The 14,838-nt window shown below is 45.5% G+C and carries 16 protein-coding genes; 4 read left to right on the top strand and 12 right to left on the bottom strand.

Annotated elements, in window-relative coordinates:
* Positions 1 to 247 precede the first annotated feature (247 nt).
* Positions 248 to 931, top strand: a complete 684-nt coding sequence (locus tag PTW35_RS22345) for an AraC family ligand binding domain-containing protein (protein ID WP_281029044.1) — start codon at positions 248 to 250, stop codon at positions 929 to 931.
* 63 nt (positions 932 to 994) lie between these two features.
* Here PTW35_RS22345 and PTW35_RS22350 read toward each other — a convergent pair whose 3' ends face one another.
* The 5 genes from PTW35_RS22350 to PTW35_RS22370 form a co-directional block, all read right to left on the bottom strand.
* Positions 995 to 1,897: a L,D-transpeptidase family protein gene (locus PTW35_RS22350; RefSeq protein ID WP_281029045.1), complete on the bottom strand. Its 903-nt coding sequence runs from the start codon at positions 1,895 to 1,897 to the stop codon at positions 995 to 997.
* A 230-nt stretch (positions 1,898 to 2,127) separates the two neighbouring features.
* Entirely contained in the window at positions 2,128 to 3,261 is a 1,134-nt protein-coding gene (locus PTW35_RS22355; protein ID WP_281029046.1) for a fatty acid desaturase, read from the bottom strand.
* Positions 3,262 to 3,405: 144 nt separating this feature from the next.
* Entirely contained in the window at positions 3,406 to 4,050 is a 645-nt protein-coding gene (locus tag PTW35_RS22360) for an SDR family oxidoreductase (protein ID WP_281029047.1), read from the bottom strand.
* Positions 4,051 to 4,162: 112 nt separating this feature from the next.
* On the bottom strand, positions 4,163 to 4,648 hold the full coding sequence (locus tag PTW35_RS22365; RefSeq protein WP_281029048.1) for an acyl-CoA thioesterase: 486 nt from the start codon (positions 4,646 to 4,648) through the stop codon (positions 4,163 to 4,165).
* A gap of 260 nt (positions 4,649 to 4,908) precedes the next feature.
* Positions 4,909 to 5,586 (bottom strand): hypothetical protein, encoded by a 678-nt coding sequence (locus PTW35_RS22370; RefSeq protein WP_281029049.1) that lies wholly within the window; start codon positions 5,584 to 5,586, stop codon positions 4,909 to 4,911.
* 303 nt (positions 5,587 to 5,889) lie between these two features.
* On the opposite strand from PTW35_RS22370, the gene PTW35_RS22375 reads away from it, so the two are divergent.
* The 3 genes from PTW35_RS22375 (at position 5,890) to PTW35_RS22385 (ending at position 8,135) form a co-directional block, all read left to right on the top strand.
* Positions 5,890 to 6,738, top strand: coding sequence for a lipase (locus PTW35_RS22375; protein ID WP_281029050.1), 849 nt, complete (start codon positions 5,890 to 5,892; stop codon positions 6,736 to 6,738).
* A gap of 77 nt (positions 6,739 to 6,815) precedes the next feature.
* The gene (locus tag PTW35_RS22380; protein ID WP_281029051.1) at positions 6,816 to 7,544 is read left to right on the top strand and encodes a nitroreductase family protein; all 729 of its coding nucleotides are present in this window, start codon (positions 6,816 to 6,818) and stop codon (positions 7,542 to 7,544) included.
* A 90-nt stretch (positions 7,545 to 7,634) separates the two neighbouring features.
* Positions 7,635 to 8,135: a hypothetical protein gene (locus PTW35_RS22385; RefSeq protein ID WP_281029052.1), complete on the top strand. Its 501-nt coding sequence runs from the start codon at positions 7,635 to 7,637 to the stop codon at positions 8,133 to 8,135.
* 114 nt (positions 8,136 to 8,249) lie between these two features.
* Here PTW35_RS22385 and PTW35_RS22390 read toward each other — a convergent pair whose 3' ends face one another.
* The 7 genes from PTW35_RS22390 to PTW35_RS22420 form a co-directional block, all read right to left on the bottom strand.
* A complete protein-coding gene (locus PTW35_RS22390) occupies positions 8,250 to 9,062 on the bottom strand; it encodes an alpha/beta fold hydrolase (RefSeq protein WP_281029053.1) in 813 nt (270 codons plus the stop codon).
* A 48-nt stretch (positions 9,063 to 9,110) separates the two neighbouring features.
* A complete protein-coding gene (locus PTW35_RS22395; protein WP_281029054.1) occupies positions 9,111 to 10,460 on the bottom strand; it encodes an MATE family efflux transporter in 1,350 nt (449 codons plus the stop codon).
* Positions 10,461 to 10,567: 107 nt separating this feature from the next.
* Positions 10,568 to 11,146: a nucleoside triphosphate pyrophosphohydrolase family protein gene (locus PTW35_RS22400; RefSeq protein ID WP_281029055.1), complete on the bottom strand. Its 579-nt coding sequence runs from the start codon at positions 11,144 to 11,146 to the stop codon at positions 10,568 to 10,570.
* A gap of 211 nt (positions 11,147 to 11,357) precedes the next feature.
* Entirely contained in the window at positions 11,358 to 11,714 is a 357-nt protein-coding gene (locus PTW35_RS22405; RefSeq protein ID WP_281029056.1) for a YibL family ribosome-associated protein, read from the bottom strand.
* A 480-nt stretch (positions 11,715 to 12,194) separates the two neighbouring features.
* Entirely contained in the window at positions 12,195 to 12,977 is a 783-nt protein-coding gene (locus tag PTW35_RS22410) for an HAD-IIB family hydrolase (RefSeq protein ID WP_281029057.1), read from the bottom strand.
* Positions 12,978 to 13,032: 55 nt separating this feature from the next.
* The gene (locus PTW35_RS22415; RefSeq protein WP_281029058.1) at positions 13,033 to 14,316 is read right to left on the bottom strand and encodes a TRAP transporter large permease; all 1,284 of its coding nucleotides are present in this window, start codon (positions 14,314 to 14,316) and stop codon (positions 13,033 to 13,035) included.
* An 11-nt stretch (positions 14,317 to 14,327) separates the two neighbouring features.
* Positions 14,328 to 14,789 carry a TRAP transporter small permease gene (locus PTW35_RS22420; protein ID WP_281029059.1) on the bottom strand — a complete coding sequence of 154 codons (462 nt, stop codon included), beginning with the start codon at positions 14,787 to 14,789 and terminating at the stop codon, positions 14,328 to 14,330.
* Between the last annotated feature and the right edge of the window lie 49 nt (positions 14,790 to 14,838).

Here is a 14,838-nt window from a genome sequence, read left to right on the forward strand (position 1 = left end):
TGCGACATTTTACGCAGTTTTATTGAATTTACCCAATGGCAACCCCCAAACAAAACAATGGTTGGAGGTCTTACCAGATTTAAATGTATCTAATTAAAGCACTTTACCTTTTGAATCCTGACATGTCTGCCTAACTGATAGCATTTCTAGCTAAAAAAGCAGCATTTATCTGTTAAAATTCCCCGATCAGTTGACGCTTCAATCAAAAGCGAACAACATGTGTCAGCTAATTTGCTAGAGATTAACTATGAAACAGGCTATTGATTATTCACTGCATCAACATACTTTTCTGGATGTCGGCTCCAGAAAAAAAAGCCATACTGCCTACATGCTTATCATGTCTTCAGGATGTGCATTTATCCGTTTAGGCAAGGCAGAATATACAGTGACGGCCGGCAATGGATTTTTCATTCCTTTTGACTGCCTTCATGCCGTTACAATCATGCCTGGGTCAACTTACAGTAAAATTGAGTTCTCACCTCGACTAACCATGACCATTTGCCGGGAAGCTGGTTTCTTCCGTATGACACCGCTAATTAGTGCCGTTGCCAAAGAACTGGGCAAATGGATAAAACTAGGCAATGACATAACATTAGACGGTGAAAGTGGTAATTTGCTCAAAGTACTTGCCGATCAAGCTGCAAAATTAAAGGTCAACAGCAAGTCCACCAGCCCCTCTTTAAGTGGCCACCACCAAGTTTGCCTGTCATCTTTGCTAAAAGGTGACAAGGTCACTGACAGTAAAGCCATTGAGGAGATCGCAACCTATACCGGCTTCTCCGTGAAAGAAATCGAATCTTGCGTACTGATGCGAGAGGCGCTAAAGCTGTCTCGTTCAGGGCGAAAAACCCCTCAAATCGCCGAAACATTAAACACCACCCCTGAGATGATTTCTTCCCTTGCTATCCCTGTCCTAGGGCAAGCGCTTTAATCAGACAGCAATAAAAAAAGCCACCGCAAGGTGGCTTTTTTATCTAGGCACTATTTGTCTTAGTTAATTCAACAGCAGCGGAACACCAGACTGCTTCAGCAGCGCAAACTCGAGGTTTTGATATGCATGGCCGTTACCGGCTACTTCTACCAACAGGCTATCTGGAACATCCACCGTTTTAAACTCCCCTAATTGCTTTTCACTTCTAGACAGGGGCTCATGAACTTCAACGTAAACGCTGCCATCCGATTCAACAGCATACTTCAACGGCTGGTTAATGACCTGGACGCGAGTGCCTCTGGACACCTGGCTAAACAGCCATTCAACATCCCACGGATTCATTCGTATACAACCAGAACTCACACGCATACCGATACCGAAGTCCTTATTGGTACCGTGGATTAGATACTGGCCGCTTCCATATGAAAGCCTCATTGCATAGTCGCCAAGTGGATTTTCAGGGCCGGCAGGCACAACCGCCGGTAATTCGATATTGTGCTTTTCACGATATTCCCGACGAATATTTGCCGTCGGTGTCCAGCTTGGGTTTTCAATCATTTGGCTGATACTGGTAGTCATTTTTGGGGTCTCACGCCCAACTCTGCCTATCCCAATAGGAAAAACGTACATTTTTTCGCTGTTGTTAGGAAAATAGTACAAACGTAGCTCAGCCAAATTGATGACAATACCCTCACGCTTCGCCTTCGGCAAAATCAACTGCATAGGGATAGTCAACAAAGATCCAGGCGTAGGCAAAAAAGGATCAACTCCCGGATTAGCTGCCATCAGCTGTAATAGACCAACATTGTATTTGTTAGCAATATCCAGCAAGCTATCGCCATTGTTGACTTGGTAGTACTCCATGACGCCTACTAACTTACTGTCTGAATTTGGCTTTTGATATTCAATAGCTTGAGCCGAGTACGACATTACACCAGCGAGTAGCATTAACAACAAGCGTCTCACACCAGTACCTCCATCTAAAAGATCCCCTAATTATGGCAAATCTCATTCTGCTTCATTTTATGAATAACCTAATTAGCAAAAATGAGACGTAATGTGACGATTTTACTTGTGACAACAGCTGTCTTCGTCAACAAAACGTCAATGATTTTCTGAGAGCTTAACTTGTGACCAATCATCAAGTCAAAAAAGGCGGGGAAGTCCCCGCCTTTTACTAGTTAGTCCGTTTAAACTTATACGTACTGCGCTGTAATGCGTTGCCATGACTGGCGTTGCTCCTCCAGCATTCGCTTCATTTCATGGTATTGCTGTAGAAATTCAAAACTTTCGTAATGCTTGAGCAATTTCTTTTTCTTCAGCTCAATCAAACGCTTCTTGGCATCGTAATAATCCGCAATTTTCTGTAACAAGAGTTCGTACTCCTCATCCAGCCTGGCGAGTTTTAGCTGATTGCTTAAACTCGACTCATTTACCATCAGCTTTTGCTGTACACGACGGTGAAGCATTCTAGCTTTCGCTTTCTCGATGCGATCTTCAGGGCTGATACGCAGGTTTTTCGTTACTCCAATCCAAGACAACGACTTAATTAACCATTTTGTCGGATCAAACTGCCACCAGCGTATCCCATTACGGTAATCATTTTCGAATATGTGATGGAAGTTATGATACCCCTCCCCGAATGTCAGCAAAGCCAAAAAGCCGTTATCTCGGGCGGTATTCTTGTCGGTATACGGCTGAGATCCCCATAGATGAGCCAGCGAGTTAATAAAAAATGTTGTGTGATGGCTGAGTACCAACCTAACCACTCCGACTAGCAACAACGCGCCCCAAATGTCTCCATGGAGGACACCAAACAACAGCGGAATACCAAAGTTAGTCAAAATAGCCAAGAGGACATAGTTCCTATGTTGCCACATCACGATCTTATCTTTCTGCAAATCACGGCAGTTCCCGTAGTCACTGTAGCGGCTCGCTTGATACTCCCTAAGCATCCAGCCTATATGACTGTAAAAGAAGCCTCTGTTGGCTGAGTAAGGGTCTTTATCATTATTATCAACAAAGCGATGATGAACACGATGATCAGAAGACCAATGCAAAATACTATTCTGCAGTGCAAAAGCCCCGCCAATGGCAAAAATAAACCTTACAACAGGGTTGGCTTCGTACGTCTTATGCGACCAGAGCCTGTGGTAGCCAGCCGTAATCGACAAACCACAGAATGAGAAAGCAAATAGCAACATAAGCCATTGCACACCATCAAAACCGACAAAATAGGCATACAAGGGTGTCGCTATGACAGCAACAAGAAAAGTTAAGGTGAATATCGCAACATTTAGCCACAATACAGGAGGTTTGGTAGCGGTCATCCTTTTGATCCTATCCATTGAGCGTACAACTGTAAGCTAGAATAGCTCTCATTAACTTTTCCGTCAATTGGTTAAACATTTAGCAACAAAAAAAAGCCATCATTTCTGATGGCTTTTTTGCTAGACCCAAACCAAGCAACGCCGCTATTTTATTATGTTTTTGGTAAAGACCGGATCTACACACGCATAAACCTTGCCGATCGCATTATCATCGCAAATCAACTGGTAGATCATGCGGGCTACTTCACTTCGAGTAATCAAACCATGCACCTCACCTTCGTTGTAAAGCTTACCTTGCCCTGTCACTTCGCCGTCTTGCAATCCTCCCGGACGGAGGATCGTGTAATCCAGACCGCTGGTTGTCAACCAAGATTCAGCAAGGCTTTTCTCCCTTACAGAGTTTCCAAACACGGCCTTTGCCTTATCAGACAAGTACGACCAAGAATCGCCGCATCCCAAAGAAGTGACCATAATGAAACGGCGTAGGTTTCGCTGTTCGAGTTCATCTATCACCGAACGGTGCCCAACATAATCAACGGGAGTATCGGCTTGAAAACTGCCCATGGTAGATACAGCGACAGCATTCTCAGGCGATGAGTCTAGAAAAGCTTTAATACTCTTCCGCTCTAGCGCATCACCAAGAACAACATTCACCCCCATCTCCTCAAGTGTTGCTGCACGCTCAGGCTTACGAACCATTGCATAGACTTCAGCACCCATTGCGCGAAAGTAGCGAGCAACTTCAAAACCAAGGCCTCGGCTTGCACCAAACAAAACTACTGGGTTCATTGACTTTTCCACCTTAAAAACACAAACGAAAATGATTATAACTATCAATTGCGTTTCATGTTAACTTCCAGTTGATTTGTTGATCTACCCCAAGAAAAAGTTAAAACACTGCTCACTTAATATACTTAACATGCGCCTCCATCTCTTCGCCGATTTCCTTACGCATATTCATCAGTCGGATAGCTGACTGTCTCAGCACCTTATCTTCGTCTGTCTCCGGCAGCCACTCTGGCACCTCGGTCGGTTGCCCGTGTTCATCAACCGCCACCATGATCACAATACAGTGGGTCGTAAGCTGGTTTTTAAGTTCCTTTGGATCGCTTGCTTGAACATCGATCGCAATATGCATCGAGGATCGACCGGTATAAATAACTTTTGCCGTGACTTCTACCAAATTGCCGACATGGATAGGTTTTACGAAACGAATTCCACCTGCATAAGCTGTAATACAATACTTGCCGCTCCAACCGGCAGAACAAGCATATGCCGCCAAATCAATCCATTTCATTACAGCCCCGCCATGGACCTTACCTCCGAAGTTGACATCACCGGGCTCGGCCAAAAATCTCAGTGTTACTTCGCGCTTTCTCTCACTCATACTAACTCCTACAACGCCCAACGGCTTCCCGTCAGTGAGCTATGTTTTCACCTAGCCATAGATTAATCACTCAATTCAGCCACCAGTATTAACACAAAAGCAACATCATACCTATGTTCAGTTCACGTATTTGGTAATTAACAGAAATAGATAAACATTCATATTGAACTTTACCCAGACAAATCACTAGTCGAGCGAAGTGTACACAAGAAAAAAGCGCCCGCAGGCGCCTTTAGTATCGAGTCATTACTAGCCAACAACTAAGAGCCTTGGCTTACCGCCTCTAGCTGAACCTGTAGGCTGGCAAGTTGCTGTTTAAGGGTTGTATTTTGCTCAACAAGGGACTGATTTTCGTCCAACGCTTGAGCCTTTACTACTTCCAGCTGATTGAGCTGCTCTTCGAGCTGTTTATTGGTTTCGGTGGCAGCTTCTAGATCTGCCTTCGCTTTGCGGGCATTTCGCTGTGCTGTTTGTTTCGCTTTAGTCGCCTTGGTAACTAGTGCCTGGCTGTCCAAAACAGATTGATTTAATTCGCTAATCTGGCTTTCTTGTTCAGCCACAAGCTTTGATAGCTCTTCCTCTTTGGTTTTTGCCACCTCTAGAGACTCCGATAACTGATCCACCGAACTCGTTGGTAATCCGGTCAATACACTCCACTGATCAGCCATATTCCTTGTCACTTGATCCATAAGATCAAAGGGAAAGCATAATGATTGTTGTTGATCATCTCGATAAGCAAATTGCTTATCCATCTCTTCAATCAATTTGAGGCTTTGCTGATAACTTTGCTGGAGCATCATCTTCGTGCTATCGACCGTCATGGTTTCGATAGCCTTGCCTGCCAACATCATATTTTGAAAATACTTAACAAACGCCTCTGGCTGAGCCGCTTCGCCAAGTTTCATTAAAGGGTGAGAATTAACATCATATTCCATCATGTGTTTCCTGCCATGCATCTACTTAAGTGGTTAAAAAAGTATGAAAAACCAGCCACCTATACTTATATCAAATTGACGACACGTTGGACAAATATTAAGCAAGTAATTTCATAAAATTTGATCTACACGCAACGAATCATCCAACGTAACACGCCTGCATGACAGTTTTTTATGTGCAAGGTGATCATCTTCAAACCAAGGCGTTAGTCTAAATGTCACATACTTAAGCTATATGTTTTATACCCGACTGACTACGAGTTGCTGGATTCAGGGCTCAATCATGATGGTAAGGATCTCCATTGAATGAAACCACTCAAACGTTACCAATACGAACGCTATGCCATTCTCTGTAACCTCGCTTATCCCACGACATTCAATCACACCCTATACGGATTTGATAAAAATGGCCGTCATGAAATCACTGATCGCTGGGGACGCACGATTATCCGTATCCTGTGGGGCAAGGAAAGCGAGGTTGTTGTAGTGTTCAAAGGCTCACAGAGTTTATGGGACTGGCTAGTTAACCTCGCCTGTTTTCCAAAGAAAATTCAATCCGGTGATAAGTGGTGCCATGTCCACTGGGGCTATTATTCTTTGATGGAACAAAGCAGCAAGGCTACTAGCATCAAACAGAACCCATTTCTGAGCGAAGCAATGCAGGCCGAATTGTTGCAGGCTAGCGAGATAAACCACCAGCAAGCTGGGCTAACACTCTACCAGCAAATCGAATCCGTTCTTCTACCCCAAATTAAACAAGGAAAAAAAATCACCTTCACCGGCCACTCCTCAGGCGGTGCAATGGCAATATTGGTCGCACATCGCCTCTATCAGAATCAGCCGGCTGCCATAAAGCGTATTGTTACCTTTGGCCAACCCGCAACCGGGTTTTGGAATTTCAAGCAAGATTACCCCTTAGCCAAAAGAACCTATCGTATCTGCTGCGATCTGGATATCGTTACCTTTCTTCCACCGATTCCATTCATGTTCTGGCATGTCGGTAAAATGCTCTGGCTACACAATGGCAAGATCTATGAGGATACACCTACACTGGCGAGGCTGTATCGCTCTATTGTCAGTTGGTTACTAAGACCAATCACCTACCACTACATGAACAAGTACATTCGTAATAAAGATTTCTTCGATAAACACTGACCGATTTCAAACATCAACTATGGAGCCCTGGCTAAAACAGGTATAGTGAGGCCAGGCTCATAACTTTACTTACCGACATGTCAGAATCTACAACCGTCTTTAGCTCGCTCATTCATTCCCGGCGCTCTGTGCGCAAATACGATCAAGCCGCATCATTTGATCACCAGGCCGTAGCCCGGTCACTAGAACTCGCTACACTCTCGCCAAATAGCTCCAACATGCAGCTCTGGGAGTTTCACCGCGTTATCAACCAAGAAAAGCGTGACCAACTCGCCCAGTACTGCATGGGACAAAATGCTGCCAAGACCGCCAATGAATTAGTCGTGTTTGTGGTTACACCGCACAAATGGAAAGGCCGAGCTGAGTTGAATGCTTCGCAAATCCGCCATGCCTTCGAAGGCCGAGAAGATGCAACCGCCAAGCGCGCCCTGAAGTACTACGAAAAGCTGATCCCGTTTGTCTACAATAATGATCGCCTTGGGATCTTCGGCGTTGCCAGAAAGATCCTCAGTGCACTAATGGGGCTGAAAAAGCCAATGGTAAGGGAAGTCAGCAAAAGCGACTTGCGTGTCTGCCTTCATAAAAGCAGCTCCTTGGCCGCGATGACCTTCATGACCGCAATGCGTGCCGAAGGCTATGATACCTGCCCGATGGAAGGCTTTGACTCTAAACGGGCCAAAGCTCTGCTCGGTTTGCACAAAGATGCCGAAATCACCATGATTGTCAGCTGTGGCAAACGTGCCGACGATGGTATCTACAGCGAGAGACACCGTGTTGCCAGTGATGAGGTTATAATCAGTCATTAATTGAGCAAATAAAACGCCAGCCATACCCACAAGGTTTCTTTTGCGGTATGGTGTTGGCAATCAAAGCAAAAAGAACGGTCAGTAGTCCAGATGAAACAGCTCATCGAACGAAAAAACCGGTGGATGGCAAGCCATATCACCGATGCGGAGTTTCCAACCCCTCTCAGTGAACAAGGCCTTGCCTTATACCTAGATGCCCAAGCATCACTCGAGTTTGGATCCTGCCAAACTTCTGATTCCTCCGGCTATGACTCACTGACCATCTACCCTGTAGACTGCCATCCCCTCACTATTCGATATTCGCTAGTCCTTGCCAACCGTTGGCAGGATGAATCAGACAAGGAAGCCATTATTGAGTACCTGACCCAAATCATGTTCGAAGACGACTCACCAGCACAGTTGTATGTCGGCTTCTTCAAAGGCAAACCGGCCGCCTGCGGCATGCTGTTCCTTGACGAAGAACATGGTTCACTCATTTGTGATGTTGCAGCGCTACCACTGCCAAACCAGCAACAACTAATGAGTGAGATGCAACAGGCGCTGGCAGCAAAAGCCTCAAATCAACCGCTCTATTGCGAGCAACTGAAATAACCAATTTGTTATTCTAGTCAGGATTATACTGTTCATAGCAAAAGAGCCAGTCACAAAGTAACTGGCTCTTTTTTCATCGAATGTTTGTGAATACTGTGTTTTAGTATTCAGGGTTTATCGGCTTAAATGCTTAGCGAAGAACTGCTGTAGTTTTTCCGTAACCAAATCAGCCTGCTCTAAATTACTAATGTGGCCCGCGTTCGGAATCAAAACAAACTCGCTGCCCGTAATGCCATCGTGCATAAGCTGCGACTCGAGAACGGGACGCATACGGTCTTGCGCGCCCACCATAATGAGTGTCGGTAACGCAAACATTTCAGCATATTCAAACATGTCACGACGGCCGAACACCATTCGCCCCACCTTAGCCAATGCCAATGCCCTTTCTTTATCTGCTGTAAGCAACCTCTGGCGGAATGCAGTACGTAAAGGACTATCTTTCTCGAGCGCTGCAAACTGACGCTCATCGAAAAAGTCTACGATGTCAGATGTTATCGTCGCATTCTCTTCAATCTCTGCCAGCTTTGCAAAATACTTGGTATGGACGACTTCCGGCTCAAGACCCACGAAGGTATCCATCAGTACCAGGCTCGTGACCCGGGCAGGCGCATTAACTACCAGCTCTGTCGCCCACATACCACCGGATGACAACCCAACCAGTGAAAACGTGTCAATCTCCAAGTAGTCGAGCAAACTAAGTACGTCATTGGCGTAATCTTTCAAGCTACGCGTTGATTCTGGCGCTGCCGCAGAAGCCCCGTGGCCCCAGAATTCCGGTACTATGCAGCGGTGAGACTGACTTAATACCTCAACTTGCGGCGCCCACATTGAGCTGTCCCACAAATAGCTATGGCCGAAGACAATGACAGGGCCTTCGCCAATATCCTGATAATGCATGGTCTGCGTATTAATAGTAAAAGTTTTCATACATTCCAATCCAAATTCTTGTTTTAGTTATGTTCTATTACGCCAGTGCTAACAACGTACGGCAAACTTTGTTTCAACAGCACGCATACCGCGCTGATAACATCCCCAGGCAACGGCACCAGCCAAAACATTGCCTAACATCGCACCCAAGAAAAGCCCCTGGATCCCGCCGTAATTTGCCCCTATCCACAGTAGCGGCAAAAAACAAGCAAACAAGCGCAGGGCCGATATAACCAGCGCACGCATTGGCATCGTCAGCGCGTTACAAACAGACACCATCAACATACAAATACCCAAAGGACCAAGGCTCAATGGCACCCAAGTTAAGTGAAGAGCAAGAATACGGGCCACTTCAGCTTCGCTGGTCAGTAAAGAAGTTAACGGCGAGATAGAGATAAACAGCAGGACGGCGATTGCCAATTGCCACACTAAAATAAATTTAACCGCCAGAGAAACCAAAGACTTGATCTTCTCTAGCTCCCCCTTGCCCAGCCAACGCCCTACCATTGGCGGCATCGACATAGTCAGTGCAAGAATAATGACTATCGAGAAAAATTCCAATCTCGATCCCAAGGCCCAGGCCGCAACCGTTGCCGCGCCGAACCCCGCGACTAACTTTGTTGCTAGCATCGATGAAACTGGAGGAAGCAGCTGGCTGAGCATTGCCGGCGCCATAATATTTAACAGCTCTTTCACCGAGGCAAAAATATCCAAACCGTTCCAGTCAAAACTTAACCAATGACGCTGAACCACTTTTGGGTATACCGCTATCATACCAACAGAGAAAGCGACGACGGTTGCCCAAGCAGCACCGACCAGCCCCATATCGAAAGTGAAAATGAACAAGGGATCGAGTGCCATATTCAGCAAACTGGTTACCACCATCATGATGCCCGGTAGCATCGTATTACCATTGGCACGACACAAGCTGTAAGCAAAATATAGCATCGCCCCACACCATGAGCTTGCTAACCAGACGGGCCAGTAAACATCAATGACCGCATATACATCTTCGGGAGCGCTGAGCAACTGTAAGATCCCACCGCGAGTAAACCAGATAAATAGGCATATCATCAGCACACTGGCCGCACCCGTAATGACCACTAAACCACCAAGTTGCTTGGCTCGCTGGTAATCACCGACTCCCAAAACACGTGAGATCAATGAGGTCGTTGCAATACCTAATCCCACCTGAAGACCGATGATCACCATTTGCATTGGTAAGGTGAATCCTTGAGCGGCGAGCGGCAAGACACCCAGTTGTCCGATGAAAGCACTGTCAACCAACTGGAAGCTCATAAGAGAAAGTACGCCAAATAACATCGGCCAAGTCATATCAAACAACTGGCGGCCAAGCGGCGTTTCAGAAGAAGGCTGTAGTTGTAATTTTGAAGGCATAGAAATGAATGTCTTTATATTATAGTTATTTAGTCTAGAGACAAAAAAGCTCGGCAGTAAGAACAACCAGTTCCCACTTTACCGAGCTTTCAATACAGCCATTTTCGTTACGCTGTCACCAGCTTAACCAAATCTGCTGGTCGATAGTAGACTGATTTTAGAACTTTACCCTGGCGGACCAGTTTGCCACCAAGGTCAACGTCTTTGGCGCATTTGGCAATAATGAATTCACCCTTCTGGCTACCCACAATTTCAACACCCTGCTCGGCATAGAAACCCTTGGTCTCTTCGAATTCTTGTTCGTTACGGCAAACTTTGCTCATATTGCTGGAGTGCACTTCATCCCAGCAAGCAACAAAATCAAAGCCCAGGCGCTTGGCGATCTGCAGCAGCAAGTCAATCAGGTAACTGATACCAATATTAGACTCTACTTTGTCATCACCAAGGTGTACTAGGCGTCCCATCAGAACATAGACTGAATCAACAATCGCATCGGCCTGCTCAACCAATGAATCGGCTTCTGCCAGTTCGGTCAATTCTTCGACCGCCAATGATGTATGTAATGCATCAGCCTGTTCGTTCAAACTGGAAGGCGACTCGATATCCAAGTCAAAAGTATTACGAAATTCACGAATATCACGGTAAAGGTGATCGAACAGTGCTTGATCCAAAACAGACAGCTTCATGCAACTTTCCTTTAAGTTATAAAAACCATTATAAATCATTAAATTAAAATCTTAATACCTGTTGCTTTCTACCTTGATAGCAACAATACCCGATAAAATGCTTCAATGTTTTATGCCGGTTGGAAACAAACCAAACTCAGGAGCGTAACGCTCCCAAGCCAGTATCCGATCAGCCAAAGAAGGCTGATCCTCAAGATTCAATGTTGACTGATTAGAACTCTTTCGGAGCAAAACCAGTAACAACGGAGATCCCCATTTCACGTCCAAGCGCCGTCATTGGATGGACAACAACCAGACCTTTGACTGATTTTTTCAGCTTACCCATGTCGGATTGTTCGGCTTTGGTCAGCGGACGGCTAAATGCCAGAGACTTCACATCAGACCCTTTTTTGTTAAGTTGACGCTTGGCCTGGTGCTTAACTTTATTGATTTTTTTGGTAATGGTCTCGATTTCTTGCGTAGCCTGACCTGCAATCGCCTGATCACCGCGCTCTTGTGCTCCAGCCAACTTACGACGAAGTTTATCTAAACGGTTATTTAGACGCTGAAGCTCTTGATTTAAATTCATGTAGTTACCTTATTTTACTTCACAATATCCCGTAGCCGAGTCCCAGGATAAATTGCTTGACCGGAGATTATATAACAAGCGTCACAGTTTGGTCGAAGATTCTGTCAAAATTGTCATCATTAGCTGAATAGCGAAAAATGCCTTACTGATAAAAAGCTCAACCTGTCTCAGTTGTGATACACCCTCTATTGCCAACCAAGCGAAATTGCGCTCTCATAACCATTGCGCGTCAAGAGTTTGAACAATAAGACAATAAACTGACAGTTGAGGTAAACATAAGGATATGTGTAAAGACTGCGGGATACATATTGCAATGACCAGAGTGAGGCGAAGCTTTATTGAACGCCACATTACTCATAAGGGCGAATACAAATATTATTGCCCAAAATGTAAACGCACTGCATTCATTGCGATTGGCGGAAGCCTTGAAAATATAAGAGCCTAAAAAACAGGCCATTACAGGCCTGTTTTTCTTCGTTACTAGAGAGCCAGTAACTGGCTGGAAAATTCAGCAAAGCCAAAACCACCAGGTTTTGACATCACAATTTGTGGCTTGAATACTAGCTGCTGCCAATAATGGCGGATGTTTGCGACGCCGACGCTCAATGGCAACATCTCGAACATGTGTTGGTCATTCATTGAATCTCCAACATAGCATACCGTCTGCTTTATCTGCTGCTCGGTAAGCCCCTTTTCCTTGAGGAATGCTGTCGCTGTTGCCTTTTTGGAGTGTTCACCATACCACGCATTTATGTGAATAGAGCTTGCTGTGGCATTGGCTCCCAATGCATGTATACGAGCAACTATCTCATCAACTACACGACTGTCGAGCTTAGGCCGGTTTTGGCCAATATCAATCGCGACTTCGCATACTCGGTAGGCCTGATCCAAGGTTAAGTGCAAACTTGGGTAATCCTCCAAAATCGCTTCAATTTCGGACTTAAGCCGTTGCTGTCCACTGCGGATTTCCTCTAGTGGGATGGCCGAGCGAAGGGTAAGGAAACCATCTTGTTTTTCCATAACCACCGCACCATTTTCAGCCAGCACTGCATCGACAGGCCAGAGCTGGGCAATATGATCCCCCCAGCCTGCGCAGGCGCCGGTTACAGCAACCACTTTTTTTCCAGCTTTTCGCAATTGCTGCAAAGCAACCAATGTCTCCGGCGGTAGCTGCCCCTGCCAAGTCAACGTATCATCGACATCAGTTAAAACCCATTCTATTTTTTTCCAATCTGGTGATAGGCTCGTCGTATCCGAATTCATATCAACCTCATTTTCCTTTCTTCTTTTCCGGTTTTACATAATTCCGGAAGCAGAGTTACAACATATTCGGCAACAACATCACCAAACTTTCTGAAAATGTCAGTAGCATCAATACGCTAAACAGTGCCAAGAGTAAAGGCAGCACTTCCGTGACAAAATCGACCATTTTTACTTTAAGGATGGCGCAAACCGTAAACATCATTGAGCCAAAGGGTGGTGTTACCCCACCGATCATAATATTGACGATGACAATAATACCAAAGTGAACAGGATTCACCCCCAGATTCAACACAGCGGGCAGCAATAATGGGGTAAGAATAATCATCGCAGCCCCCCCTTCGATAAACATCCCCACCACAAGTAGCAACATGTTTATCAGTAATAACAATACGTACTTATTGTCTGTCAGCTCAATCAAGGCCGCAGCAACATTGTGGGGGATCTGCTCCAGCGTCATATAATACCCAAACACCATAGCACCAATGATGATGAACATGACACTGCTGGTCCCCTGCACCGTTTCGCGCAAGATCAACTGTAAGTGGCGGATCCCCAACTGGCGGTAAATAAACACCCCAATCAAGGTACAAAGCAAGACGGCGATAGCACCGGCTTCTGTCGGGGTAAACAAACCAAAGCGCATACCAAGAATGATACCAAACGGGATCAACAAGGCAGGAATAGCGGCAAGGAAATATTGCCAACGCTCTTTTGCCGTTGCCACCTCACTACGAGATGGCTTGTAGTGTCGCTTCCTGGCTATAAATGCAATCGTCACCATCAGGGAAATCGCCATCAGAAAAGCAGGAACATAACCGGCGATAAACATCTGGTGTACTGACACATTGGCTAACAGAGCAAAGATAATCAGGTTAATACCAGGCGGTATAACCGGACTGATACTGGATGAAGCCGCTGTTACCGCTGCGGTAAAAGGAAGATCATATCCTCGCTTGGTCATCTCAGGAGCCAGGATTTTCGACTGCATGGCCGCATCAGCATTAGCAGAACCCGAGATCCCCCCCATCAGGGTACTCAAGGCGACATTGACCTGGGCCAATCCACCGGTTTTATGGCCTATCATGGCATCGGCGAACGCCAGTAGACTTCGGCTGATCCCCGCATAGTTCATTACCGAACCGACCATTATAAAAAAGGGAATCGCCAATAACGGAAAAGATTCAGCTGAGCTGATGAAGCGCTGCATCACCAGAGTCACTGGGATCGAGTTATTGAGAAATAAAAAATATACCATCGCTGAAGCAATCAACGAGAAAGCAATTGGGATGTTCATTAAGAAAAGAACAAACAGAATGACAATAGGTAGATAACTTTCCACAAAATAACCTATTACTTACTACATTTAAGGACGTTGATATCTTCGATAATAAATTTCACTGTATGCAGTGCCATCAGGGCAAAGCTGATGAACAACACACCGTTAATCGTGAAATAAGACATTCCCATCACTGGGGTCACTTTGTTTGACAGCATCGTATACTGGTAACTCAGCACGGCCATAAGGATGTTCAGCGCGAGCAAGAATAGCGATACCAGGAATTTGAATGGCCGCTTTGCTTTTGGCGGCAACAAAGCCACCACCACATCAACCCCCATATGCAGTTTGTGTTTGTAACAAGAGCTAATACCGAGATAAACAGCCCAAATGAAGCACACCACAGAAAGCTCTTCGCTCCATGGCACAACAAAAACAAAACCGTAGCGCAGAACCACGTTCACAATCACGACTAATACGGTGATACTAATAGCAATTGATGCCAATATTTCTTCTATGTTACGAATCAAAAACACATTTTTCTCCAAACCAGACAACGGATCGCTGGTGCTCCATACTTCACCA

Origin of the sequence: Photobacterium sp. DA100 (genome assembly GCF_029223585.1) — a bacterium.
GTDB lineage: Bacteria > Pseudomonadota > Gammaproteobacteria > Enterobacterales > Vibrionaceae > Photobacterium.

Excerpts from the sequence above, each read along its gene's own strand:
- PTW35_RS22390 (WP_281029053.1), bottom strand. The coding sequence starts at position 9,062 with ATGAAAACTTTTACTATTAATACGCAGACCATGCATTATCAGGATATT.
- PTW35_RS22395 (WP_281029054.1), bottom strand. The coding sequence starts at position 10,460 with ATGCCTTCAAAATTACAACTACAGCCTTCTTCTGAAACGCCGCTTGGC.
- PTW35_RS22355 (WP_281029046.1), bottom strand. The coding sequence starts at position 3,261 with ATGACCGCTACCAAACCTCCTGTATTGTGGCTAAATGTTGCGATATTC.
- PTW35_RS22380 (WP_281029051.1), top strand. The coding sequence starts at position 6,816 with ATGTCAGAATCTACAACCGTCTTTAGCTCGCTCATTCATTCCCGGCGC.
- PTW35_RS22385 (WP_281029052.1), top strand. The coding sequence starts at position 7,635 with ATGAAACAGCTCATCGAACGAAAAAACCGGTGGATGGCAAGCCATATC.
- PTW35_RS22370 (WP_281029049.1), bottom strand. The coding sequence starts at position 5,586 with ATGATGGAATATGATGTTAATTCTCACCCTTTAATGAAACTTGGCGAA.
- PTW35_RS22405 (WP_281029056.1), bottom strand. The coding sequence starts at position 11,714 with ATGAATTTAAATCAAGAGCTTCAGCGTCTAAATAACCGTTTAGATAAA.
- PTW35_RS22345 (WP_281029044.1), top strand. The coding sequence starts at position 248 with ATGAAACAGGCTATTGATTATTCACTGCATCAACATACTTTTCTGGAT.
- PTW35_RS22400 (WP_281029055.1), bottom strand. The coding sequence starts at position 11,146 with ATGAAGCTGTCTGTTTTGGATCAAGCACTGTTCGATCACCTTTACCGT.
- PTW35_RS22360 (WP_281029047.1), bottom strand. The coding sequence starts at position 4,050 with ATGAACCCAGTAGTTTTGTTTGGTGCAAGCCGAGGCCTTGGTTTTGAA.
- PTW35_RS22410 (WP_281029057.1), bottom strand. The coding sequence starts at position 12,977 with ATGAATTCGGATACGACGAGCCTATCACCAGATTGGAAAAAAATAGAA.
- PTW35_RS22375 (WP_281029050.1), top strand. The coding sequence starts at position 5,890 with ATGAAACCACTCAAACGTTACCAATACGAACGCTATGCCATTCTCTGT.
- PTW35_RS22365 (WP_281029048.1), bottom strand. The coding sequence starts at position 4,648 with ATGAGTGAGAGAAAGCGCGAAGTAACACTGAGATTTTTGGCCGAGCCC.